Source organism: Pannus brasiliensis CCIBt3594, assembly GCF_036688125.1.
GTDB lineage: Bacteria > Cyanobacteriota > Cyanobacteriia > Cyanobacteriales > Microcystaceae > Pannus > Pannus brasiliensis.
This window is the reverse complement of the sequence record NZ_JBAFSM010000015.1, coordinates 21,418-45,453: the sequence shown is the minus strand read 5'-3', so window position 1 is coordinate 45,453 and position 24,036 is coordinate 21,418. Positions and strand designations below refer to the sequence as shown.

The 24,036-nt window shown below is 53.3% G+C and carries 35 protein-coding genes; 5 read left to right on the top strand and 30 right to left on the bottom strand.

What is annotated here, in order from left to right; all coding sequences use genetic code 11:
* Positions 1-11: 11 nt before the first annotated feature.
* The 5 genes from V0288_RS09750 to purS form a co-directional block, all read right to left on the bottom strand.
* Positions 12-2,126: a glycosyltransferase gene (locus V0288_RS09750; protein ID WP_332864895.1), complete on the bottom strand. Its 2,115-nt coding sequence runs from the start codon at positions 2,124-2,126 to the stop codon at positions 12-14.
* A 149-nt stretch (positions 2,127-2,275) separates the two neighbouring features.
* Positions 2,276-3,907: an ABC transporter ATP-binding protein gene (locus tag V0288_RS09745; protein ID WP_332864894.1), complete on the bottom strand. Its 1,632-nt coding sequence runs from the start codon at positions 3,905-3,907 to the stop codon at positions 2,276-2,278.
* Positions 3,908-4,239: 332 nt separating this feature from the next.
* The gene (locus tag V0288_RS25110) at positions 4,240-4,431 is read right to left on the bottom strand and encodes a hypothetical protein (protein WP_422661946.1); all 192 of its coding nucleotides are present in this window, start codon (positions 4,429-4,431) and stop codon (positions 4,240-4,242) included.
* Between the two features lie 82 nt (positions 4,432-4,513).
* Positions 4,514-5,206, bottom strand: coding sequence for a phosphoribosylformylglycinamidine synthase subunit PurQ (purQ, locus tag V0288_RS09740; protein WP_332864893.1), 693 nt, complete (start codon positions 5,204-5,206; stop codon positions 4,514-4,516).
* A gap of 41 nt (positions 5,207-5,247) precedes the next feature.
* Positions 5,248-5,514: a phosphoribosylformylglycinamidine synthase subunit PurS gene (gene purS / locus V0288_RS09735; RefSeq protein ID WP_332864892.1), complete on the bottom strand. Its 267-nt coding sequence runs from the start codon at positions 5,512-5,514 to the stop codon at positions 5,248-5,250.
* A gap of 33 nt (positions 5,515-5,547) precedes the next feature.
* On the opposite strand from purS, the gene V0288_RS09730 reads away from it, so the two are divergent.
* Both V0288_RS09730 and V0288_RS09725 read left to right on the top strand, forming a co-directional pair.
* Positions 5,548-5,946 carry a Fur family transcriptional regulator gene (locus tag V0288_RS09730; RefSeq protein ID WP_332864891.1) on the top strand — a complete coding sequence of 133 codons (399 nt, stop codon included), beginning with the start codon at positions 5,548-5,550 and terminating at the stop codon, positions 5,944-5,946.
* Positions 5,943-6,170 (top strand): DUF167 domain-containing protein, encoded by a 228-nt coding sequence (locus tag V0288_RS09725; protein ID WP_332864890.1) that lies wholly within the window; start codon positions 5,943-5,945, stop codon positions 6,168-6,170. Before V0288_RS09730 ends, V0288_RS09725 begins: the two co-directional genes overlap by 4 nt.
* Before the next feature lie 5 nt (positions 6,171-6,175).
* Here the strand turns inward: V0288_RS09725 and V0288_RS09720 are convergent, their stop codons facing one another.
* Both V0288_RS09720 and V0288_RS09715 read right to left on the bottom strand, forming a co-directional pair.
* Positions 6,176-6,742, bottom strand: a complete 567-nt coding sequence (locus tag V0288_RS09720) for a Uma2 family endonuclease (RefSeq protein ID WP_332864889.1) — start codon at positions 6,740-6,742, stop codon at positions 6,176-6,178.
* 103 nt (positions 6,743-6,845) lie between these two features.
* On the bottom strand, positions 6,846-8,645 hold the full coding sequence (locus V0288_RS09715) for an aspartate kinase (RefSeq protein ID WP_332864888.1): 1,800 nt from the start codon (positions 8,643-8,645) through the stop codon (positions 6,846-6,848).
* Positions 8,646-9,008: 363 nt separating this feature from the next.
* On the opposite strand from V0288_RS09715, the gene cysE reads away from it, so the two are divergent.
* Positions 9,009-9,773: a serine O-acetyltransferase gene (cysE, locus tag V0288_RS09710; protein WP_422661944.1), complete on the top strand. Its 765-nt coding sequence runs from the start codon at positions 9,009-9,011 to the stop codon at positions 9,771-9,773.
* Between the two features lie 48 nt (positions 9,774-9,821).
* Here the strand turns inward: cysE and V0288_RS09705 are convergent, their stop codons facing one another.
* The 3 genes from V0288_RS09705 to smpB form a co-directional block, all read right to left on the bottom strand.
* Positions 9,822-10,073 carry a hypothetical protein gene (locus tag V0288_RS09705; protein WP_332864887.1) on the bottom strand — a complete coding sequence of 84 codons (252 nt, stop codon included), beginning with the start codon at positions 10,071-10,073 and terminating at the stop codon, positions 9,822-9,824.
* Between the two features lie 69 nt (positions 10,074-10,142).
* Complete coding sequence (locus V0288_RS09700; protein ID WP_332864886.1) at positions 10,143-10,688, bottom strand: DUF2808 domain-containing protein; 546 nt, start codon at positions 10,686-10,688, stop codon at positions 10,143-10,145.
* A gap of 115 nt (positions 10,689-10,803) precedes the next feature.
* Positions 10,804-11,268, bottom strand: a complete 465-nt coding sequence (gene smpB / locus V0288_RS09695) for an SsrA-binding protein SmpB (protein ID WP_332864885.1) — start codon at positions 11,266-11,268, stop codon at positions 10,804-10,806.
* Between the two features lie 95 nt (positions 11,269-11,363).
* Between smpB and V0288_RS09690 the strand changes: the two genes are divergently transcribed.
* Both V0288_RS09690 and V0288_RS09685 read left to right on the top strand, forming a co-directional pair.
* Complete coding sequence (locus V0288_RS09690; protein WP_332864884.1) at positions 11,364-11,522, top strand: hypothetical protein; 159 nt, start codon at positions 11,364-11,366, stop codon at positions 11,520-11,522.
* Positions 11,523-11,567: 45 nt separating this feature from the next.
* On the top strand, positions 11,568-11,738 hold the full coding sequence (locus tag V0288_RS09685; protein ID WP_332864883.1) for a hypothetical protein: 171 nt from the start codon (positions 11,568-11,570) through the stop codon (positions 11,736-11,738).
* A gap of 27 nt (positions 11,739-11,765) precedes the next feature.
* Here the strand turns inward: V0288_RS09685 and V0288_RS09680 are convergent, their stop codons facing one another.
* The 20 genes from V0288_RS09680 to rplF all read right to left on the bottom strand — a co-directional run bounded on the left by V0288_RS09680 (position 11,766) and on the right by rplF (position 24,008).
* A complete protein-coding gene (locus tag V0288_RS09680) occupies positions 11,766-12,641 on the bottom strand; it encodes a helix-turn-helix domain-containing protein (protein ID WP_332864882.1) in 876 nt (291 codons plus the stop codon).
* A 251-nt stretch (positions 12,642-12,892) separates the two neighbouring features.
* The gene (locus V0288_RS09675; protein ID WP_332864881.1) at positions 12,893-13,429 is read right to left on the bottom strand and encodes an NAD(P)H-quinone oxidoreductase subunit J; all 537 of its coding nucleotides are present in this window, start codon (positions 13,427-13,429) and stop codon (positions 12,893-12,895) included.
* 1 nt (position 13,430) lies between these two features.
* A complete protein-coding gene (ndhK, locus tag V0288_RS09670) occupies positions 13,431-14,165 on the bottom strand; it encodes a photosynthetic/respiratory NAD(P)H-quinone oxidoreductase subunit K (RefSeq protein WP_332864880.1) in 735 nt (244 codons plus the stop codon).
* A 37-nt stretch (positions 14,166-14,202) separates the two neighbouring features.
* Positions 14,203-14,565 (bottom strand): photosynthetic/respiratory NAD(P)H-quinone oxidoreductase subunit C, encoded by a 363-nt coding sequence (ndhC, locus tag V0288_RS09665; protein ID WP_332864879.1) that lies wholly within the window; start codon positions 14,563-14,565, stop codon positions 14,203-14,205.
* 403 nt (positions 14,566-14,968) lie between these two features.
* On the bottom strand, positions 14,969-15,205 hold the full coding sequence (gene rpmE, locus V0288_RS09660; RefSeq protein WP_332864878.1) for a 50S ribosomal protein L31: 237 nt from the start codon (positions 15,203-15,205) through the stop codon (positions 14,969-14,971).
* A gap of 138 nt (positions 15,206-15,343) precedes the next feature.
* Complete coding sequence (gene rpsI / locus V0288_RS09655) at positions 15,344-15,757, bottom strand: 30S ribosomal protein S9 (protein ID WP_332864877.1); 414 nt, start codon at positions 15,755-15,757, stop codon at positions 15,344-15,346.
* A gap of 2 nt (positions 15,758-15,759) precedes the next feature.
* The gene (gene rplM / locus V0288_RS09650; RefSeq protein WP_332864876.1) at positions 15,760-16,215 is read right to left on the bottom strand and encodes a 50S ribosomal protein L13; all 456 of its coding nucleotides are present in this window, start codon (positions 16,213-16,215) and stop codon (positions 15,760-15,762) included.
* Positions 16,212-17,072 (bottom strand): tRNA pseudouridine(38-40) synthase TruA, encoded by an 861-nt coding sequence (gene truA / locus V0288_RS09645; RefSeq protein WP_332864875.1) that lies wholly within the window; start codon positions 17,070-17,072, stop codon positions 16,212-16,214. The genes rplM and truA overlap by 4 nt, the downstream gene beginning before the upstream one ends.
* 13 nt (positions 17,073-17,085) lie before the next feature.
* A complete protein-coding gene (gene rplQ, locus V0288_RS09640; protein WP_332864874.1) occupies positions 17,086-17,436 on the bottom strand; it encodes a 50S ribosomal protein L17 in 351 nt (116 codons plus the stop codon).
* Positions 17,437-17,456: 20 nt separating this feature from the next.
* On the bottom strand, positions 17,457-18,401 hold the full coding sequence (locus tag V0288_RS09635; protein ID WP_332864873.1) for a DNA-directed RNA polymerase subunit alpha: 945 nt from the start codon (positions 18,399-18,401) through the stop codon (positions 17,457-17,459).
* Between the two features lie 86 nt (positions 18,402-18,487).
* Positions 18,488-18,880, bottom strand: coding sequence for a 30S ribosomal protein S11 (gene rpsK / locus V0288_RS09630; RefSeq protein ID WP_332864872.1), 393 nt, complete (start codon positions 18,878-18,880; stop codon positions 18,488-18,490).
* Positions 18,881-18,949: 69 nt separating this feature from the next.
* Positions 18,950-19,333, bottom strand: a complete 384-nt coding sequence (gene rpsM / locus V0288_RS09625; RefSeq protein ID WP_332864871.1) for a 30S ribosomal protein S13 — start codon at positions 19,331-19,333, stop codon at positions 18,950-18,952.
* 64 nt (positions 19,334-19,397) lie between these two features.
* Entirely contained in the window at positions 19,398-19,511 is a 114-nt protein-coding gene (gene rpmJ, locus V0288_RS09620; RefSeq protein ID WP_332864870.1) for a 50S ribosomal protein L36, read from the bottom strand.
* A gap of 112 nt (positions 19,512-19,623) precedes the next feature.
* Complete coding sequence (gene infA / locus V0288_RS09615) at positions 19,624-19,854, bottom strand: translation initiation factor IF-1 (protein WP_332864869.1); 231 nt, start codon at positions 19,852-19,854, stop codon at positions 19,624-19,626.
* Between the two features lie 137 nt (positions 19,855-19,991).
* A complete protein-coding gene (locus V0288_RS09610; RefSeq protein WP_332864868.1) occupies positions 19,992-20,555 on the bottom strand; it encodes an adenylate kinase in 564 nt (187 codons plus the stop codon).
* 60 nt (positions 20,556-20,615) lie between these two features.
* Positions 20,616-21,935 (bottom strand): preprotein translocase subunit SecY, encoded by a 1,320-nt coding sequence (gene secY, locus V0288_RS09605; RefSeq protein ID WP_332864867.1) that lies wholly within the window; start codon positions 21,933-21,935, stop codon positions 20,616-20,618.
* A gap of 132 nt (positions 21,936-22,067) precedes the next feature.
* Positions 22,068-22,517: a 50S ribosomal protein L15 gene (gene rplO / locus V0288_RS09600; protein WP_332864866.1), complete on the bottom strand. Its 450-nt coding sequence runs from the start codon at positions 22,515-22,517 to the stop codon at positions 22,068-22,070.
* Between the two features lie 17 nt (positions 22,518-22,534).
* On the bottom strand, positions 22,535-23,056 hold the full coding sequence (gene rpsE / locus V0288_RS09595; protein ID WP_332864865.1) for a 30S ribosomal protein S5: 522 nt from the start codon (positions 23,054-23,056) through the stop codon (positions 22,535-22,537).
* Positions 23,057-23,081: 25 nt separating this feature from the next.
* Complete coding sequence (rplR, locus tag V0288_RS09590; protein ID WP_332864864.1) at positions 23,082-23,444, bottom strand: 50S ribosomal protein L18; 363 nt, start codon at positions 23,442-23,444, stop codon at positions 23,082-23,084.
* A 3-nt stretch (positions 23,445-23,447) separates the two neighbouring features.
* Positions 23,448-24,008 carry a 50S ribosomal protein L6 gene (rplF, locus tag V0288_RS09585; RefSeq protein ID WP_332864863.1) on the bottom strand — a complete coding sequence of 187 codons (561 nt, stop codon included), beginning with the start codon at positions 24,006-24,008 and terminating at the stop codon, positions 23,448-23,450.
* Positions 24,009-24,036: the final 28 nt, after the last annotated feature.

The window sequence follows — 24,036 nt, the reverse complement described above, 5'->3', positions numbered from 1 at the left end:
CGGGTTCGATTTTATTCGCGAATCATCGAGAGTAATTCTTCTAAACTTTTCCGCACGTTCGCGGGACTGTAACGCTCGATCGACTCCAGGGAATTCCGGGAAATTTTCTCCCAGAGTTCGCGATTGTCGTAGAGTTCGAGAATCGCCGCGGCGAAGTCTTCCGCGGTGTCGGCGATTAACACGTCCTGTCGATCGATCAATCCCATTCCCTCGGCCCCGATTTTCGTCGTCACCGCGGGAAGTCCTAACGACATACTCTGACCGATTTTTCCCTTCATTCCCGCGCCGAAACGTAGGGGGGCGACGAAAACGCGAGCTTTCGCGAAATAGGGTTCGGGATTTTCCACGTATCCGGTAACGATCACTCGATCGCTCGCTAAAGATGCTACTTCCTCTTTCAGATTACTCCCGAGTAAAGTAACGGTAATTTCCGGGCGCGAGCGCCAGAGAATCGGCATGATTTCCGTACATAACCATTTCACCGCGTCGATATTCGGGGGATGATTGTAACTGCCGATAAAAACTAAACCCGATCGCTCCTCGAAGGGGACATTTTCCGTCGCGGTGTGTGGCGCGTGAACGTTGGGAATAACGCGAACATTTTCCACTCCTAACGATAATAAAGTTTGGCGCTCGTCTTCAGTAACGACTACCGTTGCCGAGGCTTTTTTCGCGTAATTTACCTCTAACTTCTGATAGGTTTCCCAACTCCAAGTGGTGTTTTGATAGGAAGGGTCTAGATAGTCTTTCTGGCGTTTCAAGCGGAGGAAATGCAGATCGATCGTGTCGTAAATAATCGGAACCGCTTTTTGAAAACGGATCAGATCCATATATTGATCGCACAATTCGGGACGACACAACCAAACCACATCGACCAGCGGCAGGCGATCGAGCAATTTAGCCTCTAGATTATTATTTCTTTCCGTCCCGTAAATCACCTCGATTCCCATCTGCTGGAGAGTCGAGGTATAGGGTTGTTCCGGGTAGCCGTTATGGGGAAAGAAAATCACAGAATACCCCATTTCCAGCAATATCTTTAGAATATTTAATAATCGCACGCACCCCGATTCTTTATCGTACAGGGGAACGTAGGAATCGATCACCAAAATCGTCGGTTTTCCCCGCCACTGTCGGGCCGCGCGGGGAACATTATTCGGATCGTTATCGAGATGTTTCGCTAACAGTCCCGTCCATTTTTCTCGGAACTTACTTTGATTGATGACTTGATATCGTTTGATCCCGCTGGTTAGGTCGGTTCCCGAACTGATTCCCTCGTAATGGATCAGATTAGAAGCGGGTTGATAGAGGACTTTATAGCCGAGATCCCGGATCGCGAAACAGAGATCGGTATCCTCGTAATACGCGGGAAGGAATGTTTCCGAAAATCCTCCCAACTGACGGAATAAATCCGCGGGAACCAGTAAACTCGCTCCCGAACAATAATCGACGGGACGGACGTAATTATATTCCGGTTCCTCGGGATAATCGAGACGGCCGTAATTCCAGCCGTCCGCGGAATTCCAGATAATTCCCCCCGCTTCTTGTAGTCTACCGTTGGCGTAAATTAATTTCGATCCCACCGCGCCGACGGTCGGATCGTTCTCGATCGATCGAACCAGGCTTTCGATACAATCGGGAAGAATTCGGGTATCATTATTGAGAAAATACAGATATTTTCCTTTCGCCACGGAAGCGCCGTTATTACAGGAACGAATGAATCCCGAATTTTCCGAGTTCGTGATCGCTCGAATGCCCGTAACTAACTCGCTTAATCGCTGTTCCGTTTCATCGGTTGACGCGTCATTGACCACGATCACCTCGAAAGCGAGAGATCGATCGAGGTGTTGACTCAGCGATTCTAGACAGTTAAAGGTATAGTTAAATTTATTATAAACGGGAATAATGATCGAGACGAGAGGGGAATCGCTAGAGGCGATTTCTAGAGGACGCGGCTCGACAATCCTCGCCGCTTCTAAGATCTGATCCTCGAACTCGGAAGGCGCGCTACCCGTGAATCGTTTGAGAATCTTTCGTTTCGTCTTTTTCAGTGCGGGTTTTAAACCTTCTTCTTGTAAACTAAAAATAAATTTTTGAACGAGTTTTTTGATTTTAAAAATAATGAGCATTGAGGTAATTCCTTGTTGAGTTAACGTTCAATAAATATTTTTTTACCCGATCATTTTTTCTCCCATAACTCCTCTTCTAAAGAAAACCGATCTCGCGCTAGGTTTAAATCTGTAATGTCCCCCTGAAGATCCCGCTATCGAGATCGCTCTCAGTTCCGATCGCTCGAAATCCGGGGCGCGGCGGCGAGTAATTTCTTCGTGTAGGGATCGCGAGGATCGCTGAAAATCCGTTCGGTTTCTCCCATTTCGACGATTTGCCCGGCCGTCATCACCGCCACCCGATCGCAGAGAAACCGAGCCAACCACAGATCGTGGGTAATAAAAAGATAGGTGAGATCGAACATCGATCGCAACTCTAGCATCAACTCCAGAACCCGCGTCTGCACGCTGGCATCCAGCATACTCACCGGTTCATCGCAGATCACCAACTCCGGACGGGTAATTAAAGCGCGGGCGATCGCCACTCTCTGCTGTTGCCCCCCGGACAACTCCCGAGGGTATCGTCCGTAAAATCGAGCCGGCTCTAATCCCACCCTTTCTAGCATCGCTTCCACTTCCGGACGCGCCTTGTCGGGAGTGGCTAACCGGTGAATAATCAGGGGATCGGCGATGCTTTCCCCCACCGTCATCAGGGGATTGAGACAGGCGAGGGGATCTTGAAAGATCATCTGCATTAACCGACGTTTGGAGCGCATTTTCTCGATCGAGAGTCCGGTTAACTCTTCCCCCGAAAATTCCACCGATCCGGAAGTCGCCCGGATTAACTGTAGGATCGTCCGCGAGAGGGTACTTTTGCCACACCCCGATTCACCGACCAGCCCGAAAATCTCCCCGCGATATAACTCGAAATTAACATCATCAACCGCTTTAATCAGCTTTTTGTCTTTTTTGAAGAAACTATCGAGTAAATTCCCTTCTAGGGTGTAATACTGCTTTAACTCGCGCACTTTTAACAGGGGTTCGAGGGGTCGGGTCTCGTCGCCTTCCGCCCGTTTTTCCTCGCCGACCCGGATATACAGCGCCGCGTCCAGCAGGGAACGGGTGTACTCGTGTTCGGGAGAGCGAAAAACCGTTTCGACCGATCCGGTCTCGACGATCCGGCCGTCCTTCATCACGGCGATGCGATCGCAGTATTCCCCGACCATCGCTAGGTCGTGGGAGATTAACAGCAATCCCATGTCTTCCTCGGCGCAGAGACGCTTTAACTCCCGCAAGATTTCCGCCGCCACGGTCACATCTAAACTGGTGGTCGGTTCATCGGCGATCATTAATTTCGGTTGTAACAGTAGGGCTAGGGCGATCGCCACCCGTTGACGCATCCCGCCGCTAAACTCGTGGGGGTATTGCGCCCATCGATTGGGGGGAATTTTGACTTTTTCCAGGACTTCGCAGGCTTTTTCTCGGGCCCGATCGCGGGGTAAACGCGGTTGATGGGCGCGGAGGGTTTCGATACAATGTTCGCCGATCGACATCAGGGGATCGAGACGCGTCATCGGATCTTGGAACACCAATCCCACCGCCTCGCCGCGGAATTTTTGTAACTCGACGGGCGACAGGGATAATAAAGATCGACCGTCGAAGAGGATTTCCCCCTCGATCCGGGTTCGATCTGGCAATAATTGCAAGATCGCCTTCCCGATGGTCGATTTACCACAGCCGGACTCTCCCACCAGTCCCAGCGTTTCCCCCCGCGACAGGCTAAACGACACGCCATCGATCGCGCGTCGTCCCGTGGTTAACTCGCCGGGGTACGTGATTTTCAGATCCTTGATGTCTAGCATAGGGCGGTCGGCTGAAGCGATCGAGGTCAAGTATGCCACAGAATCCCCCCGATCGGCTAGAAAATCCGTCGGATGATACCGGCTTCGATCGGGCGATCGTCGGATTAGACTCCCGAGCGCGGTTTTCGGGGCGATCGCGCGCTGTAGTTATACTGTTCCGTCATCTTCCGCTTCCTCTCTATCCTCGAAACCGGCGATCGGCAAAATCGGGATCGTGTCCTCGATACCGGCGATAGGCTTGTTCTATTTGAAGTTCCGCTCTAATTGTTCGATAAGAGGCTATACAAGTTCTGGCTTTTAACCGAGACTCCGAAGACGGGCGAAAAAATCATTCACGATGCGCTCTCGATCGAACGCGAGGAAGAGTATATTTTTCGCTGGATGGGAAGTCTAACTAGCTTGTCTTTGTGAGCCATTTGCTTTTTTTGTAAATCGTCAAAGATAGCTCTCAAATCATAGTCAAACGATCGAGCGTATTCTTCTCTATATTTGTGGATTTCTTTGACAATCTCATTTTCGTACATCCCTAAATCTCCAAATTTTTTCGATAAGTTCATAAGGGTTGCAACTGATTGTCAAACCATAACATTCTCTGAGGAACTGTAATTAGCGGCTCGCGGTAGCTATCAACTCCTTAAACAACGGACTGCCATCGGTTAATCCCAGGAGAGAATCCGCGGCGCGTTCCGGGTGGGGCATCATGCCTAATACATTGCCCTCGCGGTTGACGATGCCGGCAATATTGTTTAGGGAACCGTTGGGATTATTTACCTCGTCGATTTCGCCGTCGATCGAACAGTACCGGAAAAGAACTTGACCGTTATCTTCTAACTCTTTTAACGTGTCTTCGGAGGCGTAATAACGGCCTTCCCCGTGGGCGATCGGTAGGTTGATCACCGATTTCGATTGGTAACCCCGCGTCCAGACGGAATCGGTATTTTCTACCCGTACAGGAACCCGATCGCAGATAAAATGTAAATCTCGATTGCGAATCAAAGCGCCGGGTAATAATCCCATCTCGGTTAACACTTGAAAACCGTTACAGATGCCTAACACGTATTTCCCCTGTCGCGCGTGTTCGACGACACTTTTCATCACCGGGGAAAACCGCGCGATCGCCCCGCACCGGAGATAATCGCCGTAACTAAATCCCCCCGGAACCACCACCACATCGAGATCGGCGATATCGGTTTCCTGATGCCAGACAAAGCGCGTCGGTTGGTTAAGAATTCCCCGCGTCACGGTGTCCACATCTCGATCGCAATTCGATCCGGGGAATACGATAATTCCAAATTTCATCTGATTTTTACGGGTTACTGGTTACTGAAAAGACGGCTTGGTTAACCCCGAACTAACGGCTTGATGTCGAAGCGATAATTCTCGATCACGGGGTTGGCGAGAAGTTGATCGCACATTCGATCGAGTTGTTCGCGAGCGTCGGACTCGTCCTCGGCGCTCAGGGTTAGTTCGATGTACTTGCCGATTCTAACGTCTTCCACGCTCTCGTAGCCTAACTGCTTCAGGCCCGATCGAACGGCCGTTCCCGCCGGATCGAGAACCGAGGGTCGCAAGGTAACATAAATACAGCACTGATATTGTGTGGACATAGCTTTCAATCGATCGACGGCTTCCCTAAATATATGAAATCCCAACGCACCCGATCTCAAGAGCGAGTATTTCACCTGCTAAAAACGTTAAATCGGGCGGTATCCGCTCAAGAACTGTTCGTGGAACTGCGTCAGCGCGACCAGAATATGGGGTTAGCCACGGTGTATCGAGCCTTAGAATCGTTGAAGTTACAGGGGGCGATACAGGCGAGGACGCTCTCGACCGGCGAATCCCTCTACAGTTCCATACAGCAGGATCAACACCATCTTACCTGTATTCACTGCGGTCAGTCCATCCCGTTCGAGGAATGCCCCGTTCACGATCTGGAACACAAGTTAGAACGTTCCCATCAGTTTAAAGTGTACTACCACACGCTAGAATTTTTCGGATTGTGCGATCGCTGTCAGGAACAGAGCGAGGGCGACAAATGAGCGCCACGATTCAAGTCAAGGTAAAACCGAACGCTAAACAACAATCGGTGACAATTCAAGAGGACGGCAGTTTTCTCGTCTCTTTGAAATCCCCTCCCACCGAGGGGAAAGCGAATCGGGAGTTGATCGAGGTACTGGCGAAACATTTTCAAGTCCCGCGCTCGCGGGTGTCGATCCGATCGGGTTTATCGTCGAGAATCAAAATCGTGGTGATCGAGGAGTAAAATCGTTACGGAGTCAACCAAGCGAACATTTCCCGAACGCTTAACCGCCAATCTTCTAAAACGGGTAACGCGGGAAGAATATCATCCTCTCGTTTAATTTCCGGCATTCGATCGAGACGGAAAATTAACACCGATTCATCTTCGGGATCGATTAACCAAGCGAGTCGAGTTCCCTGACGGAGACAGAACAGAATTTTTTCGATAACTTTATTAGCCGATTGTTCGGGGGACAGAATTTCGATCACCCAATCAGGATAAGTTTCAAATTTATTCGCGATCCGTCCGCTCTCGGTTCTCGGGATTCTCTCCCAAGTGAAAACGGCGATATCGGGAACGATCGATCGACCCCCGAAAGTACAGCGTAATTCGGGCAACGCGTAAGCGATTTTTTGCGGTTTCGCGACCTGATTGATACCGGTTACGAGTTCACCCTGTAAGGTACTATGTTCTCCCTGTGGCATAGGCTTTTGGCGGATCTCTCCGTCGATATACTCGCTCGCGGGTTTCGTTTCCGGAAGATTTAGGAAATCTTCTAGGGTTAGTTTCTGTTCGATCGAATTAACGGCTACCATACAATCCCCTCGATCGTATCGAGTCTTTTTCAGACAGAAAGAATCCAGTGTTTATCGATAAAATTACGATCCACGCTCCTCCTGCCTTCTGCCTCCTGCCTCCTCACGCCGGAACCTCGACCTTTTCCTCCCCGGCTAAACCGAACGCGGAATGTGCCGCTTTTAACGCTTTCACCCCGTCCTCTTTCGTCACCACGCAACTGATTTTAATTTCCGAGGTCGCGATCATCAGGATATTAATACTATCCTTCGCCAATGCCTCGAAAAAGCGCGCCGCGACTCCCGGTTGTCCGATCATTCCCGAACCGACGATACTCACTTTCGCCACGTCGTTATTCACGATTACCTCGATCGGCCCGATCGATTCGCTCAATTCTAATAACACGTTACGGGCATTATTCGCCTCCGCCTGGGGTAAGGTAAACGCGATATCCCGAGTCGGAATTCCCCCGACCACCCGACAGCGCTGGGATTGAATAATCATATCGACGCTGATCCCCCGATCGGCCAACGCGCTGAAAAGAATGGCCGCCATCCCCGGTCGATCGGGAACGTGACGGATAGCGACCTGAGCTTGATTATTATCGATCGCCACTCCCCGAACGGCCACATCCTTCTCGCTCACTTTTTCCGGTCGCGGGTTGTACTCCACGTCGAAAGCAGACTGGAGAACCTCGATCGCCCTCGCCCCGTCCGTTTCGTCGATCACGCAACTCACCTTCACTTCCGAGGTGGAAATCATCTCGATATTAATTCCCGCCTCCGCTAACGTCGCGAACATCTTCGCCGCGATGCCGGGTCGTCCGATAATGCCCGCGCCGGCGATCGCTATCTTGGCCGCCCCTTTCTCGACGATAACCTCCGCTTCCTCCAGATTCCCCGGCTGACCGCGTAAAACGGGGGCGATCGCGGCGGCCACGGCTTCCGCTTTAGAAAGCGCGTTATTCATCACCGTGAAGGCGATATCGTTGCTATTCCCCTCGTGGATCGATTGGATGATTAAATCCACGTCCACCTGTTGCCGGGCGATCTCGCCGAATAAACGCGCCGCGATCCCCGGTCGATCGGGAACCCGTAAAAGAGCCACTTTCGCCTGATCGCCGTCGAATTCCACCGAATCCACCGCTTTGGTTAGTTCTAATCCCTGAAGCGATCGGGGTTTGGGAGTCGGCGAAGTTACCCACGTCCCCGGATCGTCCGTCCAACTGGATTTCACGACGAGAGGGACCCCGAAATTCTTAGCGATCTCCACCGCGCGCGGGTGCAGGACTTTCGCCCCTAAACTGGCGAGTTCCAACATCTCGTCGCAGGTGATTTCCGTCATCAACCGCGCTTCGGGAACCAACCGGGGATCGGTGGTCAGAATTCCCGGAACATCGGTGTAAATCTCGCAAAAATCCGCCCCTAACGCCGCCGCCAGCGCGACCGCGGAGGTATCCGATCCCCCCCGTCCTAACGTGGTGATTTCCAACTCGTCGCCGTCGCTAATGCCTTGAAATCCCGCCACCACGACCACTTTTCCGTCGGTAAGATGGCGTTGTAGGCGATCGGTCTTGATCTCCAGAATGCGAGCGCGACCGTGTTCGGACTCGGTGACGATGCCCACTTGGGCGCCGGTGAGGGATATCGCCGGTTGGCCGATTTCCTGTAGTGCCATACTCATCAGGGCGATCGAGACCTGTTCCCCCGTCGATAGCAACATATCCATCTCGCGCCGGCAGGGTTCCGAGGAGATCTGCTTGGCTAAACCCACTAATCCGTCGGTGGTTTTTCCCATCGCCGAAACCACCACCACCACGGTATTTCCTTGACTGACGGTATTTTTGACCCGATTGGCGACCGATTGAATCCGTTCCACGGAACCGACGGATGTACCACCGTATTTTTGGACAATTAACGCCATAGGACTGCTTCGATAAAGGGGCGAGTTCGCGCTGTTCAACCTACTAACTTACCAAAATTCGCCGGTGGTAAGCGATATCGGTTAACATTCCTTTGTCTAGTCCCCGACGATCCAACCGGCTAAAAGTATCCCGATCGCGATAAAAACATAGAACGAGAGCGATTGTAAACTATCGAACAGGTGAAATGGCAGGAAAACAAACCCTTCGGAGCAAATCCAGCCGACTACGAGCAGAAAAAGGACGGATACTAGAACGCTTCCCATCGCCAGCCCAAAAAGTTACAGTTTTCTGCCCCTATTCTAAAACGCTCGGAAAACGATATCATGATCGGTATACGCTCGTATCGACAGGAATAACGACTCGTGATATCAACTCTCGTGGCCGACTTCAAGGTTATCTTTGAACGTGACCCCGCCGCTCGGAATTGGCTAGAAGTTCTCTTTTGTTATCCCGGTTTACAAGCCCTCTTGTTCCATCGCTTCGCTCACTGGCTGTATACCCTCGGTCTTCCTTTCATTCCCCGGATGATCTCCCATATCGCCCGTTTTCTGACGGGGATCGAGATTCACCCCGGCGCGCGGATCGGTCACGGAGTGTTTATCGATCATGGCATGGGCGTGGTGATCGGCGAAACGGCGATCGTCGGCGATTACGCGCTGATCTATCAGGGTGTTACCCTCGGGGGGACGGGGAAAGAAAGCGGGAAACGTCACCCGACGCTGGGGGAAAACGTGGTCGTCGGCGCGGGCGCGAAAGTGTTGGGAAATTTATTAATCGGCAATAATGTTCGGATCGGGGCGGGATCGGTGGTTCTGCGCGATGTTCCTTCCGATTGCACCGTGGTAGGCGTTCCAGGTCGTCTGATCTATCGCGCGGGGGTACGGGTCGATCCGTTAGAACACGGGAACTTACCGGACTCGGAGGCGGCGGCGATTCGGGCTTTGGTCGATCGGGTCGAACAGTTAGAGAAAGAATTGTACGAGTTAAAAATAGAAAGATCGAAAGAACCCGATGTTCGCGTCACCTGTCCCGTTTTAGCCCATCTGGAAGAGGAACACGAACACGCGGGGAATTGCTGTCCGGTACAGGATAAATCGGTCTTGGAATTTCTGGAAAGTTCGGTTTGAAATCTCCCGCGGAAGAATTCGTTCACGGTTCTTCCCTGTCGCGACGGTTTAGGTAGCGGACTTCTTCGAGTAAGATGTTAAATTTCGATCGCTTTCAACTTGACGTTCCCGAACGGCTTCCATCTCTCGCTGATGTTGGGCCGCTACCTGTAATAGCGCTCGCGAGGTAATTCTCCAGCCATCGATCCCCTCCCGCGCGTCACTAAGACCGAGACGGAATTCGCCGACACTCTCGCGGGGTCTATCCACACTATCGGCTAACCGGTCTAGCCTTTCATCCGTCCAACGTTCGATCGCCATAATAATTATCCTCCCTGAACTCTAGAGTAGCGTTTTCAGGAGGATAACGAGAATTCACCGGCGATCGAACTACGGTTCGATACTAACAATCCAGGTACCGACGTAGAGACGGACGGGGACATTACCCGCCGCGAGAACGTCACAGGTAAAATAATAGGTTCCGAGGTCGGGATTTTTCACGTTAGACATGACCAATTCCACTTTATTGGTGGGATCGATCGCTTTGTCGAGAGTGATTTGAATGATCCGACTATCTTTATCCCAGATCACTTCTTTGAGGGGTACGGGTTGTCCCTTCACGCGTACCTCCATCTTGCTCGTATCGAACTGGCCGTTAAAGTAATCGGGATAGGAAACGAAAAAGGTAGACGCGCCTTGAGAGAGTTTTTTAGCGGGAATATAGAGTTTATAGCGATCGATCTGATTGGGACGACCGCCGAATTGTAGAAAGTAGTCGAGGATATCCTTGCGATCGACCCCGCTAAAAATGGTCAATCCCGGATTCCCGTTGGCTAAAGTCAGCGCGGGAAGTAAGGCGACCGAACCCACGGTCATCGTGAGCGCGACAAGCAACGTTCCTTTAGCATATTTAGATAATTTTGTCAATAATTTCATAGGGAGATCTCCTCGATCGAACCACGGGAATAAAATTTAAGTTCTTGTTCCCTTCACTGTAACAAAACACGACCCCGAATTCCGAGGACATTTGCCGGTCGCGAAAGTGTCTTGACTAGCGTTTCATCGCCCGCGCCATATCCCGCTCATCTTGGCGACGCTTCAGATCCTCGCGTTTATCGTGTAATTTCTTGCCTCTACCGAGACCGACCGTGATTTTTACCCAACTCCCTTTAAAATACATTTTTAAAGGAACAAGAGTTAAGCCTTTCTGTTCGACTTGTCCGATCAGTTTTCTAATTTCTTTGGCGTGCATTAATAATTTGCGCGTGCGCCGGGCATCGTGATTGAAGTATTCCCCGCTTTTCTCGTAGGGGGCGATATGCACGTTCAGTAATAGCGCTTCCCCGTTGCGGATCAGAACGTAACCGTCGCGCAGATTGACTTTGCCCGCGCGCACGGATTTCACCTCGGTTCCCACCAACTGTACCCCGGCCTCGAAGGTTTCTAGGATCTCGTAAAGGTGACGCGCCTGGCGGTTATCGCTAATAATTTTGATCTTGTCGTCTTGATTCGCCATAATCTATCTAGTCTAGCATCGATCCCTTTCACCCGAAGCGAGCGAGCGATAATAAAATTAGTTTTCCGCGAGAAAGAGCGAAGGAGTCCGGCACGATGAGTCAAACACCGATCACGGTCACGTATTCCCTAGAGGACTTGTTATCCCGGCTGGAAGGCAAGATCGACAAGTTATCCGATGACCTGAACCGTCGGATGGATGGCATGGAGGAGCGTTTTACTAAAGTCGAGGAGCGTTTCACTAAAGTCGAGTAGCGCTTCACCAAACTAGAAATCGGCCAGGCAACTCTAACCGAGAAAGTGGAGGGAATTAGCAAGCGTTTGGAAAAAGTCGAGAGCGAACAGACCGCGCTAGTGAAGGATATTTCGGATTTAAAAGGGATTAAATCGCTAATTATCCCGATTCTCGTGGCCGTGAACCCGGCGGTGGTCACGGTGGTCGTTCGATCGCTCCCGTTCCCTAACCCGTAGGCAAGGTTAGGGAACCCTAAAACGCTTTTACGGGTTGGGGGTATCGAGGGTGAAGGTTCGATCGTCGATCTGACCGAGAGGCCCCATCACCTCCGCGGGTTTATCGTTGACCGAGAGTTTCACGCCGCCCGCGTTTCCGGTACGGAGATTGAGCGTCTTTTTCGCCGTCCAGGTTCGCGTGGTTCCGGGCTTGAGAATGCCTTGATAGACCGTTTGACCGTCCACTTTCACCCGCAACCAGGAGGGATCGTTAATGTTCACCGTCGCCGAGAGGGACGTGAGCGGGGAGGGAGAGGGGGAAGGAGAGGCGACGGGAGAGGGAGAGACAACGGGAGAGGGAGCGATCGAGGCGGCGGGACTCTGTTCCGGGTTGGTCGGCTCCATCGAGGGTTCACCGAAAGGAGGACGCAGGAAGAGATAACCGAGTCCGCTACAGACTCCCGCTAGGATTCCTAACCAAAGGTACATCCCGAAAGAGGGAGATTTCGATTGTTTCGGGGGGGGAGGCGGGGTTTCGAGTTTATTCGTGACCCGCGAGACCGGTTCGAGCGGCTTTTCGACGGGCGCGGGGACGGTCTTTGCGGGAGCTTTCGCCGGCGGTTTTTTCGGGGCCGGCGCGGTCGCCTCTCGGGTTAACTGTTCGACGCTGGGAGAGAGACGCTCGGCGAGGGATTTGCCGTCTAGACCTAACGCCTCGCCGTACCGACGGATAAAGCCTTTGACGTAAATAAATTCGGGGAGGCGATCGAGATCTCCGTCCTCCAGCGCTTCGAGCATCGGCACGCGAATCCGGGTCATCGCGGCGATGTCATCGATGCTGAGGGAGCGTGTTTCCCTCTGTTGGCGGAGATACCCGCCGATTTCCTTGATCTGCTCGGTTTGGAGCGAACTGAGTTGATTCATGGCTTATCTATAAGTTTTTCAATAAACGCGTATTTTGTCTTAATATATAGCGCTACGGCTTTAAGTGAAGACAGAGAAAAGCACTATTACCTTGGCTCGGTCAGTTCTTAGCCGATCGCTTAACGCTATAAATCATCCCGCGTCTCGACAGGGGTTACTGTATCTGTCCGGTCGATCGATAGATTTGTTCCGCGAAAAAAGCAAAAAGTCAGAAGATAGCTCTTCTGACTCCTGAATTCTCGATTTTTTCCTTAATAAGCGTCCTGTAGCTCGTAGAATTCTGGCGAGACGTAATCTTTCCGAAGCGGCCAGCCGATCCAGTCCTCCGGCATGAGAAGCCGTTTCAGGTTGGGGTGTCCCTCGTAGATAATGCCGTACATATCGTAGCTTTCCCGTTCCTGCCAGTCCGCCGCCTTCCAGATCCAGTACACCGAGGGAACGCGGGGGTTCTCTCGGGGAAGGAACACTTTCAAGCGCACTTCTTCGGCTTTCTCCACGTTATCGGCAACTTTGATCAGGTGGTAGAAGCTGACTAACTCTTTACCCGGCCCGAGATCGTAAGCGCCCTGACACTGGAGATAGTTGAATCCGTTGGCGTAGAGAGCGGTAGCGATCGGTAGTAAATATTCCGGTTCGACTCGGATCAGTTCGACCCCGCTGTGATCGGCTTCTAAAGCGGTATGCTCGAAACCGTTTTCGGTTAACCAGGAAGAGGTCGGCCCGACCTGGACGATCGCCGCGGTTTCGGGGGTGGGGGTTTCGGGAGTGTTGGCGGTTTCTTCGCTCACGTTAAGCTTCCTCCTTGGCGGTGACGAGGGCGGGGGAAACGGGCAGTCCGAGCGCCTCGGCCAGTTCTTTCGGGGGGGCCTGGCGCGTGGCGGACTGGAGATATTTACCCGTTAAGATCGGCTCGACGGCCTGCATTTTGTGCGTCGTGCTGTAATAACGATGGGTCTGTTGAATGATCGATCGCTCTTGAATCGATTCGTTAGCGACTTTCTTACGAAGTTTAACGATCGCGTCGATAATCGCTTCCGGACGCGGGGGACAACCGGGAATATACACATCGACGGGAATCAGTTTATCGACCCCGCGCACCGCGGTGGTGGAATCACTGCTGAACATTCCCCCGGTGATGGTGCAGGCGCCCATCGCGATCACGTATTTGGGTTCGGGCATTTCCTCGTAGAGACGGACGAGCGCGGGGGCCATTTTCATGGTGATCGTTCCCGCGGTGATGATCAGATCCGCCTGACGGGGACTGGAACGGGGAACGAGGCCGAAGCGATCGAAGTCGAAACGCGAACCGATCAGCGCGGCGAACTCGATGAAACAGCAAGCCGTCCCGTAGAGCATCGGCCAGAGGCTAGAGAGTCGCGCCCAGTTGTAGAGATCGTCAACGGTGGTTAAAATGACGTTTTCCGATAGTTCCCGCGTCACTTGGGTACGCTCGATCGGGTTGAGAATTTTTTCGCTCTGTTGTTGGAGCAGTTGATTGAATTCGGTGGTGGGGTTCACGCTCATGGGTTACTCTCTCAAGGTTCAGGATGTGGGAAGGCTTCTACGACCACTCTAAGGCCCCTTTGCGCCACGCGTAGACGAGCGCGACCACGAGGATGGCGATGAAGATCAGGGCTTCAACGAAAGCGAGAACGCCTAATTGATTGAAAGCGACCGCCCACGGGTAGAGGAAGACGGTTTCCACGTCGAAGACCACGAAAACGAGGGCGAACATATAATAACGAATGTTAAATTGAATCCACGCCCCGCCGATCGGCTCCATACCGGATTCGTAGGTGGTGCGGCGCTCGGGCCCGCCTCCCGCGGGACGGAGGAGTTTCGAGGCGGTCAGGGCGAGGATCGGAACTAAACTGCACGCGAGCAGGAATCCTAGAAAATATTCGTAACCTTTAAGGACAAACACGTTTAGCTTTTTCTCCTTCGATCGGGGGAATCCTGTGTCGATTTCTTTACATGGCTATCTATTATAAAGGTTCCAGAGACTTCCCCGGAGATAGCGGGAAACATTGAAGATTTTTATCGAAATTATTATCAAACGAGCGGGATCGTCCCCGGATCTCTTGCAAACTTTAAAAAGTATCGCGTGGGTAAGGAGCCAGGAGCCAGGCGGAATAATAAAGAAAATTCGAGCTAAAAACTCGATAAAAAACTATTTATCTACTATAATCCTATTTTTTGAAGTTTTTAAACTTTCAAAAACGAATCGCGCGAGAGATCTATCAACTCCCTACCATCGCGGACGGAAAAAATTAACCGAGTAGTCCCTCGCGGATCTACTCGGTCGATCGGTACGGCGATCGGGGCGATTATTTTTTCTCGGCTTTCTTGCCCGCTTGACCGCCCATTTTATACTTCCGCAAGAAGCGATCGACCCGTCCCTCGGTATCGATCATCTTCTGGGTTCCCGTATAGAAGGGGTGATTACCCGACCAAACCTCGACGTGAATCTCGGGTTTGGTAGAACCGACGGTCATCACGACCTCCCCGTTACAGATCACCTTGGCTTCGGGATACCAAGTAGGATGGATGTTATCTTTCGGCATAGGATTTTCCAGTTTTTCTAGATAGGGCAGGAGGCGGGAGTCAGGAGTCAGGAGGCAGGAGTCAGGAGATTAGTAATATTTATAATCTTCCTCATCTCCCTCACCTTCCCTATCTCCCTCACCTTCCGACAGTAAAAATTAACGCTTGGAGTATTGCGGCGCTTTCCGGGCTTTGTGAAGACCGTATTTTTTCCGTTCCTTGGCGCGGGGATCGCGGGTGAGATAGCCCTCGCTCTTGAGCGGGGAACGATTTTCCGGGGCTAGTTGGCACAAGGCTCTCGCGACTCCCAGTTTCACCGCGTCCGCTTGACCGGTTAAACCGCCACCTTCCGCTTTGACGATGATATCGTACTCGTTTTCCAGTCCCAAGGTCTCTAAAGGAGCCTTGATCGTCTGGATATAGGTGGGGATACGGTTAAAATGAGTGTCCCCGTCGCGACCGTTGACGGTGATCGCCCCGGTGCCGGGGATGAGACGCACGGAAGCGACGGCCGATTTACGCCGTCCCGTCCCGCGGTAGACCGCTTTATCTTTCTCGATAGTCTGTACCAAGATTATTTACCTCCTTCGGGAATGGTGTTGAGGGCTAAAACTTCCGGTTTTTGGGCTTGGTGGGGGTGTTCCGATCCCTTATAAACTTTGAGTTTGGTGAATAATTTCCGTCCCAGGCTGTTTTTCGGGAGCATTCCCCGGACGGCGTGTTCGACGATCCGTTCGGGAATCCGTTTTTGCAATTTATCGAAGGTTTCGACCTTCATCCCGCCCGGTCTGCCGGAATCTCTACGATAGACTTTCTGCTGGCGTTTTTTGCCCGTTACGGCGACTTTCTCGGCGTTAATGACGATGACAAAATCGCCGGTGTCGAGATGCGGGGTGAAGGTGGGTTTATTTTTGCCCCGGAGGATCATGGCGACCTCGGTGGCGAGACGACCCAGACGCTGATCGGCCGCGTCGATGACGTACCATTTCTGTTCGAGGGTGTCGGGATTGGGGAGAGGGGTTTTGTTCATGTTTCGTTCGATCGAGCGATCGGAGAGAAATTATTATCGGGGTTTCTGAAGTGATACAGGGGCTGGGTATCGAACCAGACACTTTTCGGGAAAGGGAAGTCGGGATAGCCCACCCGGAGTAAACAGAGTCCTTTCGCGGGGGCGGCGTATTTCACGAGTTCCCGACGCTGGTTAATCCAGATATCGGCGAAGTTATCGAGCGATCGTTCCCCGCTCCCCACCTCTACCAACATCCCCACCAACAGCCGGACCATCCCGTACAGAAAACCGTTCGCCTGAATTTCCAGATAGACGAACGCGCCGGTTCGGTAACATTCCACCGCCTGCACGTCCACCCAGGAATGGCGGCGGCTGGAATTGGCGCGATGGAAGGCGGCGAGATGGTGTTTGCCCACCAACGGTTCTAGCGCCTCCCGCATCAAATCCACGTTTAGCGGGGCTTGATAGTAATGCCAACTAAAGGGACTGACAAAAAGATCGGGTTGGTTATCGGTGTAGAACGTGTACCGATAGCGTCGCCAGAGAGCCGAGAATCGAGCGTGCCAGGTATCGGGAACCTTCGCCGAGGCGCGGATCGCGATGTCTTCGGGTAAGCGGGCGTTGAGAACCTTGGCCCAGCGGTTCGGGGGAATCGCGCTAGAGTGGTCGAAGTGAGCCACTTGCGCCGCGGCGTGTACCCCGCTATCGGTTCGTCCGGCCCCGTGAAGGGTGACGGGATGACCGAGAATTTCCGCGAGGGCCGTTTCGATCTCCTCCTGCACGCTCCGATCGTTCGGTTGTCTTTGCCAACCGTGAAAACGGGTTCCCACGTACTGGATAACCAGGGCGATCCGCTCCGAGGGTCGAGGTTCGGACATTCGACGCTACCCGTTACATCAACTCGATAATCGCCATCGGGGCATTATCCCCGCGACGGCGTAAGGTACGGACGACCCGGGTATAGCCCCCGTTCCGACTGCCGTAACGCTCTTTCGCGCCCTCGAAAAGAGCGTGAACGAGTTGTTTGTCGTAGATATAGCCCATCGCCTGTCTTCTGGCACTGAGGGAGCCATCTTTGGCGAGGGTGATAATGTGATCCACCTCGGCGCGAACCGCTTTGGCTCTCGTCAGGGTGGTGGTGATCTGACCGTGACGGATCAGTTGGGTGGATAGCGATCTCAGCAGGGCTTTACGCTGGTCGGCCGGCAAACCCAGTTGAGGCACTTTACATCGATGACGCATGATCGGGTACTACTATCGAACTACGGTTTGGCTTTTTCTTGCGGTAGGGCGATCCCTAACCGTTTCTGTAGCGCTTCGATGACTTCTTCCGCCGATTTCTGTCCGAAGTTCTTGATCTCCAAGAGGTCTTCTTGACTGTAATCGAGTAAGTCGGCTACAGTATTGATCTGCGCTCGCTTGAGGCAATTGTAAGCGCGCACGGATAGTTGTAACTCCTCGATCGGGATCTGGTTTTCTTGGTTAATTTCCTGATCGTCGAAGCTTTGAGCGGATTCTAAGGCGTTGAGATCCTTAAGCGGATTGAACAGGTTGACGAGCAGATCCGCCGCTTGGGAAAGCGCTTCTTTCGGATTGACGCTCCCGTTCGTCCAGATTTCCAAGTACAATCGATCTCTAGGCTGACCGTTCTCGGCGCGGATATCTTCCACGCTATAGTTCACTTTGGTGACGGGCATGAACACCGAGTCGATCTGGAGAAAATCGAGGGAGGTAGTTTCGTCTTTCCCCCGCTCGATCGCCCGGTAGCCTTTGCCTTTCTCCACCCGGAATTCCATTTCCAATTTCGCCGAATCCGCTAAAGTGGCGACGTACTGGTTGGGATCGACGATCTCGATTTCCGAGGGAACTTCAAATTGTCCCGCCACGACCGTCGCCGGGCCGGTGGCGACCAATCGCCCGATCTGCGGTTGATTGGTATAGCTTTTGAGGATGATCTCTTTCATGTTGAGCATGAGTTCCATCACGTCCTCGCGCACTCCCTCGACGGTGGCGAACTCGTGGTTAACCCCGGCGATCCGGATGGCCGTTACCGCCGCCCCTTCGAGGTTGGATAAAAGAATCCGTCTTAGGGCGTTCCCCACCGTGGTCCCTTGCCCCCTTTCCAGGGGTTCCAGGACGAATTTACTGTACTGACTCTGATTTTTCAGGGTCTTCGCTTCTACACACTCGATTTGAAACTGCGCCACCGATTGACCTCCCGTAATAAGGGTAAAAAGTAAAAAATGAACGGATCGGTTAACTTTTCCAGATCCCTGTTTTTTACTTGTTCCGTTTACACTCTGCGACGTTTGGGGGGACGACAGCCGTTGTGGGGGATCGGGGTCACGTCTCGAATCAGGGTGATCTCTAACCCGGCTCCCTGGAGGGCGCGGATGGCGGTTTCCCGTCCCGCGCCGGGGCCGCTGACCATCACTTCGAGTTGACGCATTCCCTGCTCGATCGCCCGGCGGGCGGCGTTATCGGCGGCGGTTTGGGCGGCGAAGGGCGTGCCTTTTTTCGCTCCCTTAAAACCGCTCGAACCGGCCGATGCCCAGGAAATCACGTCGCCCTTGGTATCGGCGATCGTGACGATCGTGTTGTTGAAGGTGGATTGAATATGGGCGACCCCGTTGGGAATATTTTTCTTGGCCTTTTTGGGGCCGGTTTTCTTGGTTGGACGAGCCATAGTGCTGTATTTAACTCTAGATAGCGGAAATCGAACAAATACGACCCGAAAGCCGTACTAAATCGGCGATTATTTCTTGGAGGGGGCTTTTTTCTTCCCGGCGACCGTAACCCGACGACCCCGACGGGTACGGGCGTTGGTTCTCGTCCGTTGTCCCCGCACGGGTAATCCCATCCGGTGACGGCGGCCGCGATAGGTGCCGATGTCGGTGAGGCGTTTGATGTTCATCGCCTCTAATCGTCTCAGATCGCCCTCGATCTGATAGTTCGTCTCGATGTAAGACCGGAGCGCCGCCACGTCTTCATCGCTGAGGTCTTTGACCCGTGTGTCCGGGTTCACTCCCGTCGCCGATAACACTTCCTGGGAACGCGTTAGACCGATCCCGTATAAATAGGTCAGCGCGATTTCCACTCGTTTATCGCGAGGTAGGTCTATACCAGCTATCCTTGCCACGCTTTTTCTTTCTCCCTAGAAACGATTTTTTCCAAAAACGACTACAATAAACGGTAACGATCCTCTATCCCTGACGTTGCTTGTGCTTGGGGTTAGAACAGATCACCATGACTTTGCCGCGACGACGGATGACGCGGCACTTTTCACACATTTTTTTGACAGACGCTCTAACTTTCATGCCTAGTATTCCGGCAACACTGCAAGCTCATTATTATATCAGAAATCGTTAACCCCTGTCACCTATATCGGGAAAATAATTTATAAAAAGATCGCGGGGATCTCGAAAAAAATTATTTTTTCTGGTTCTTCAACCGGTAGGTGATCCTTCCCTTGCTTAAATCGTAGGGGGTGAGTTCCACCTTAACCCGATCGCCGGGGAGGATCTTGATATAGTTCCGACGGATTTTTCCGGAGATATGGGCGAGGACGTTAAAGCCGTTGTCGAGATCCACCCGAAACATGGCGTTCGGCAAGGATTCGGTGACGGTTCCTTCCATTTCGATCAAATCTTGCTTGGACAAAGTAATTCCCTCACTTTTTGAGAAGACGAGTAACCCGATAGCCGGAGAGCGATCCGTGTATTAGCACAATTTCTCCAGTATAACTTACCCGTATTCTTGTATCTTAGCAAAATTTCACGAGCCAAAAGGAACAATTTTTAGCGGCCGACGATCGCCGTGAGCGAGTCCGTCACCTCGTCGAGCGATCGATGACCGTCGATGCTGTGGAGGGCGTTTCTCTCGCGGTAATAGCCCAGTACCGGTTCGGTCTGTTTGTGGTACACCTCCAGACGGTGGGCGATCGTTTCCACGGTATCGTCCTGACGGCCGCGGTGTAGGAGGCGATCGATCAGCACCTCGTCGGGAACCTCCAGATTGATCGCGTACCAGACGGTATCGGTAAATTCTTGCAGCAATTCCTCTAAAAACGCCGCTTGCGCCACGTTACGGGGAAAACCATCGAGAATCCAGCCTTTTTCCGTGTCCTCTTGCTGTAAACGCTCCCGAATCAGATCCAGCAGGAGGGAATCGGGAACGAGATCGCCGTTTTCCACGTAGGATTTGGCCTGTTGACCGAGGGGGGTCGCCTTGGCGATCGCCTCCCGGAGAATCTCCCCGGTGGAGATGTGGGGGATCTGTAAAGTTCCCGCCAAGCGTTGGGCTTGGGTTCCTTTCCCCGATCCGGGGGGGCCGAGAAATATCACGCCGATCCGTTTACTCATCAGTTCTAGCCATAAAGTGACAGGGGAAAACCGGCGATCGAGACCGATCGCCAGTCGGGTTTACTGTTTGATCATGCCCTCGTAGCGTTGAGAGATGACGTAGGTTTGAATCTGTTTGGCGGTATCGATCGCCACCCCGACGAGAATCAACAGAGAGGTCGCTCCTAAACCGCGGAAGGTCGTGACCCCCGTGGCGCTCTCCACCAAAGTCGGTACGGTCGCCACGACGCTTAAAAAGAGCGCGCCCAAAAGGGTAAGCCGGTTGAGAACTCCCTCTAAATAATTCGTCGTCGCCGTCCCCGGTCGGATACCCGGAATACTCGCCCCCATTTTCTTGAGGTTTTGCGACATATCTTTCGGGTTAACGACCAGCGAGGAGTAGAAATAGCTGAAACCGAGGATCAACGCGCTGTAAAACAGCACGTAGCCCCAACTATCGGGACGGAGAGCGTTGACGATCCCGACGAGAACTTGCCCGACGGGATTGCCGGTGGGTAGGGCCTGGACTAACTGGTAGGGCAGAACCAAGACCGCCGAGGCGAAGATAATCGGCATCACGCCCCCCTGATTGAGTCGCAGGGGAAGGTAACTGGTGCGCTCGCGATAGAGACGGCGACCGACCTGACGGCGGGCCGAGACGATCGGGATGCGACGGGTTCCTTCCTGGACGAAAACGATACCGATAATCATGATTAGGAAGACGATCAGGAGGATGACCACCTGGGCGATCGTCTGCCGTCCTCCCTGTTGGGCGAAAGTGATCGTATCGCCGAGGGTTTTCGGTAGAACCGCGACGATGTTGACGAAAATCAACAGGGACGCTCCGTTTCCTAAGCCCCGCTCGGTGATCAGCTCCGAGATCCACATCACGAACATCGAGCCGGCCACCAGCGCCAGAACCGTGGTCGCGATCGACCAGAAGCCGGGAGCGACAACCCCGTTAGCGACCAAGAGACCGAGCGTGATCCCTAAACTCTGGACGATCGCCCAACCTAACGCGATATAGCGGGTGATCTGGGCGATCTTGCGCCGTCCGGCTTCTCCCTCGTTTTTCTGGAGATCCTCCAGGGAGGGAATCGCGGCGGTCAGTAGTTGGACGATAATCGACGCGTTGATGTAGGGCAGAATCCCCAGGGCGAAAATCCCGAGCGTGGAAAGACCGCCCCCGGTGAAGAGGTCGAGGATTCCTAACGCGGTGTTACCTTGAATGATTTCCGCTAATCTCGCCCGATCGAGTCCGGGGATCGGGACGAACATCCCGAAGCGGATCAGGACGAGTAAACCCAAGGTGATCAACAAGCGACCGCGTAACCCGGCCGCTTGCGCCATTTGCAAAAATGTTTCCTGTGCCGTGGGAGCCTTATCGCGACTGACGACCATGAATCGTTACCTCTCGTGCGGTTTTGTGATCCGAAAAAAGCGATCGAGCGAGGAACTATCCTAGTTTTCTTAAGATTTTCCCTATCCCTTTAATGATATACGGATACATCCCCCGAAGGTGGACAGACCCGTTTACCCCTCGATCACCTCGCAGGTTCCTTTGGCGGCCTCGATTTTTTCTTTGGCACTGGCGGTAAAAGCGGCGGCTTTCACGGTGAGGGCGACTGTAACTTCCCCGTCCCCGAGAATTTTGAGGGGCCCGTCGTTGGTAGTAACGATCCCGGCTTCCATCAAGCTTTCTAGGGTGACTTCCGTTTTCGCGGGAAGTTTGGCTAGTTGTTTGAGGTTGACGATCGTGTACTCTTTCCGGTTGACGATGGGAAAGTGTTTCAACTTGGGAACGCGACGGTAGAGGGGCATTTGTCCCCCCTCGAAACCGGGGCGGGTTCCCGTACCGGAGCGGGATTTCTGACCCCGCATTCCTAACCCGGCACTGGCTCCCTGTCCGGCGGAAATTCCCCGTCCCACCCGGCGACGACGCTTGGTAGATCCCGGTTGGGGGGCGATGTCGTGTAGTTTCATGATCTGGAATCCGAGAATTAGGTGTACAGGTGTTCTAAAGGAACGCCTCTTTCCTTGGCCACTTCGGAGAAAGTGCGGAGGGATTCGAGGGCGTTGATGGCGGCTCTAGCGTTGTTGAGGGGGTTATCACTGCCGAGTTGTTTGGCGAGGATATTTTTCACGCCCGCGAGTTCTAAGACGGTGCGGACGGCTCCCCCGGCGATTACCCCCGTCCCCGGCGCGGCCGGACGGACGAGAACCTGAGCGCCCCCGGAAGCTCCGCGGGCGACGTGGGTGATGGAGTTGGCTTTGGTGAGGGAGATCTCGATCAGTTGTTTTTTGCCGTCGGCCACGCCTTTACGGACCGCGCCGATCACGTCGCCGGCTTTGCCGACCCCGACCCCGACCTGACCGCTCTCGTTACCGACGACGACGATCGCCCGGAAGCTGAGTTTTTTCCCGCCTTTGACGACCTTGCTGACCCGGCGGATCTGGATCACCCGCTCTTGCCAGGTTGTCTCTTTTTCTTTGGCCTTGTTACTTTTACGACGTTTTGCCATAGTTTTGCCACTGGTAAAAGATGTTTTAGAAGTTTAATCCCGCTTCTCGCGCCGCTTCCGCGAGGGCTTGCACGCGACCGTGGTATAGGTTGCCGCCCCGATCGAATACCACCTGTTCGATCCCCCGTTCTAGGGCGCGCTTGGCCACGAGGGTTCCGACCGCGGCGGACGCTTCTTTCGTCGCGGTGGATTCGAGTTTTTCCTTCAGGTCGGGATCGAGGGTCGAGGCGGCGGCTAGGGTATGTTGCGCCGTATCGTCGATGATCTGAGCGTAAATATGATTATTCGAGCGGAAAACCGATAAACGCGGCCGCTCCGGCGTTCCGTTCACGGTTTTCCGAACGCGCCGGTGACGGCGGCGCACGCCTTCTTTACGAGTGAGTTTCATGGTTTATTTTTTGCCTCCTTTACCGCCTTTACCGCCGGCTTTACCGACTTTCCGTCTGACCGCCTCGCCGAGATAGCGAATTCCCTTGCCTTTATAGGGTTCGGGGGGACGTACCTCGCGGATCTTGGCGGCGGTATTGCCGACCACTTCTTTGTCGATACCGCTGACGATCACTTGGGTGTTATTTTCGACCGCCACGCTAATGCCGTCGGGCATGGGCAGTTCGACGGGTTTACTGTAGCCGACGTTGAGAACTAATTTCGACCCTTGGGCCTGGGCCCGGTAGCCGACCCCTTGAATGTCGAGACGTTTTTGAAAGCCGTCGGAAACTCCCTCGACCATGTTGGCCACGAGGGTACGGGAGAGACCGTGGCGCTCTCTCGCGGTACGGGAGTCATCGGCTCGGGTGACGAGTAGGGTGTCACCGTCTTTGGCAACGGCTACGGCGGTGGGGAGGGTTCTCTGGAGAGTTCCCTTGGGTCCCTTGACCGTGATCGTCGAGCCATCGATATCGACGGTAACTTTATTGGGGATGGGAATGGGGCGTTTGCCAATTCGGGACATAATGGTTAATCCGTTGAGGGAATCGTGG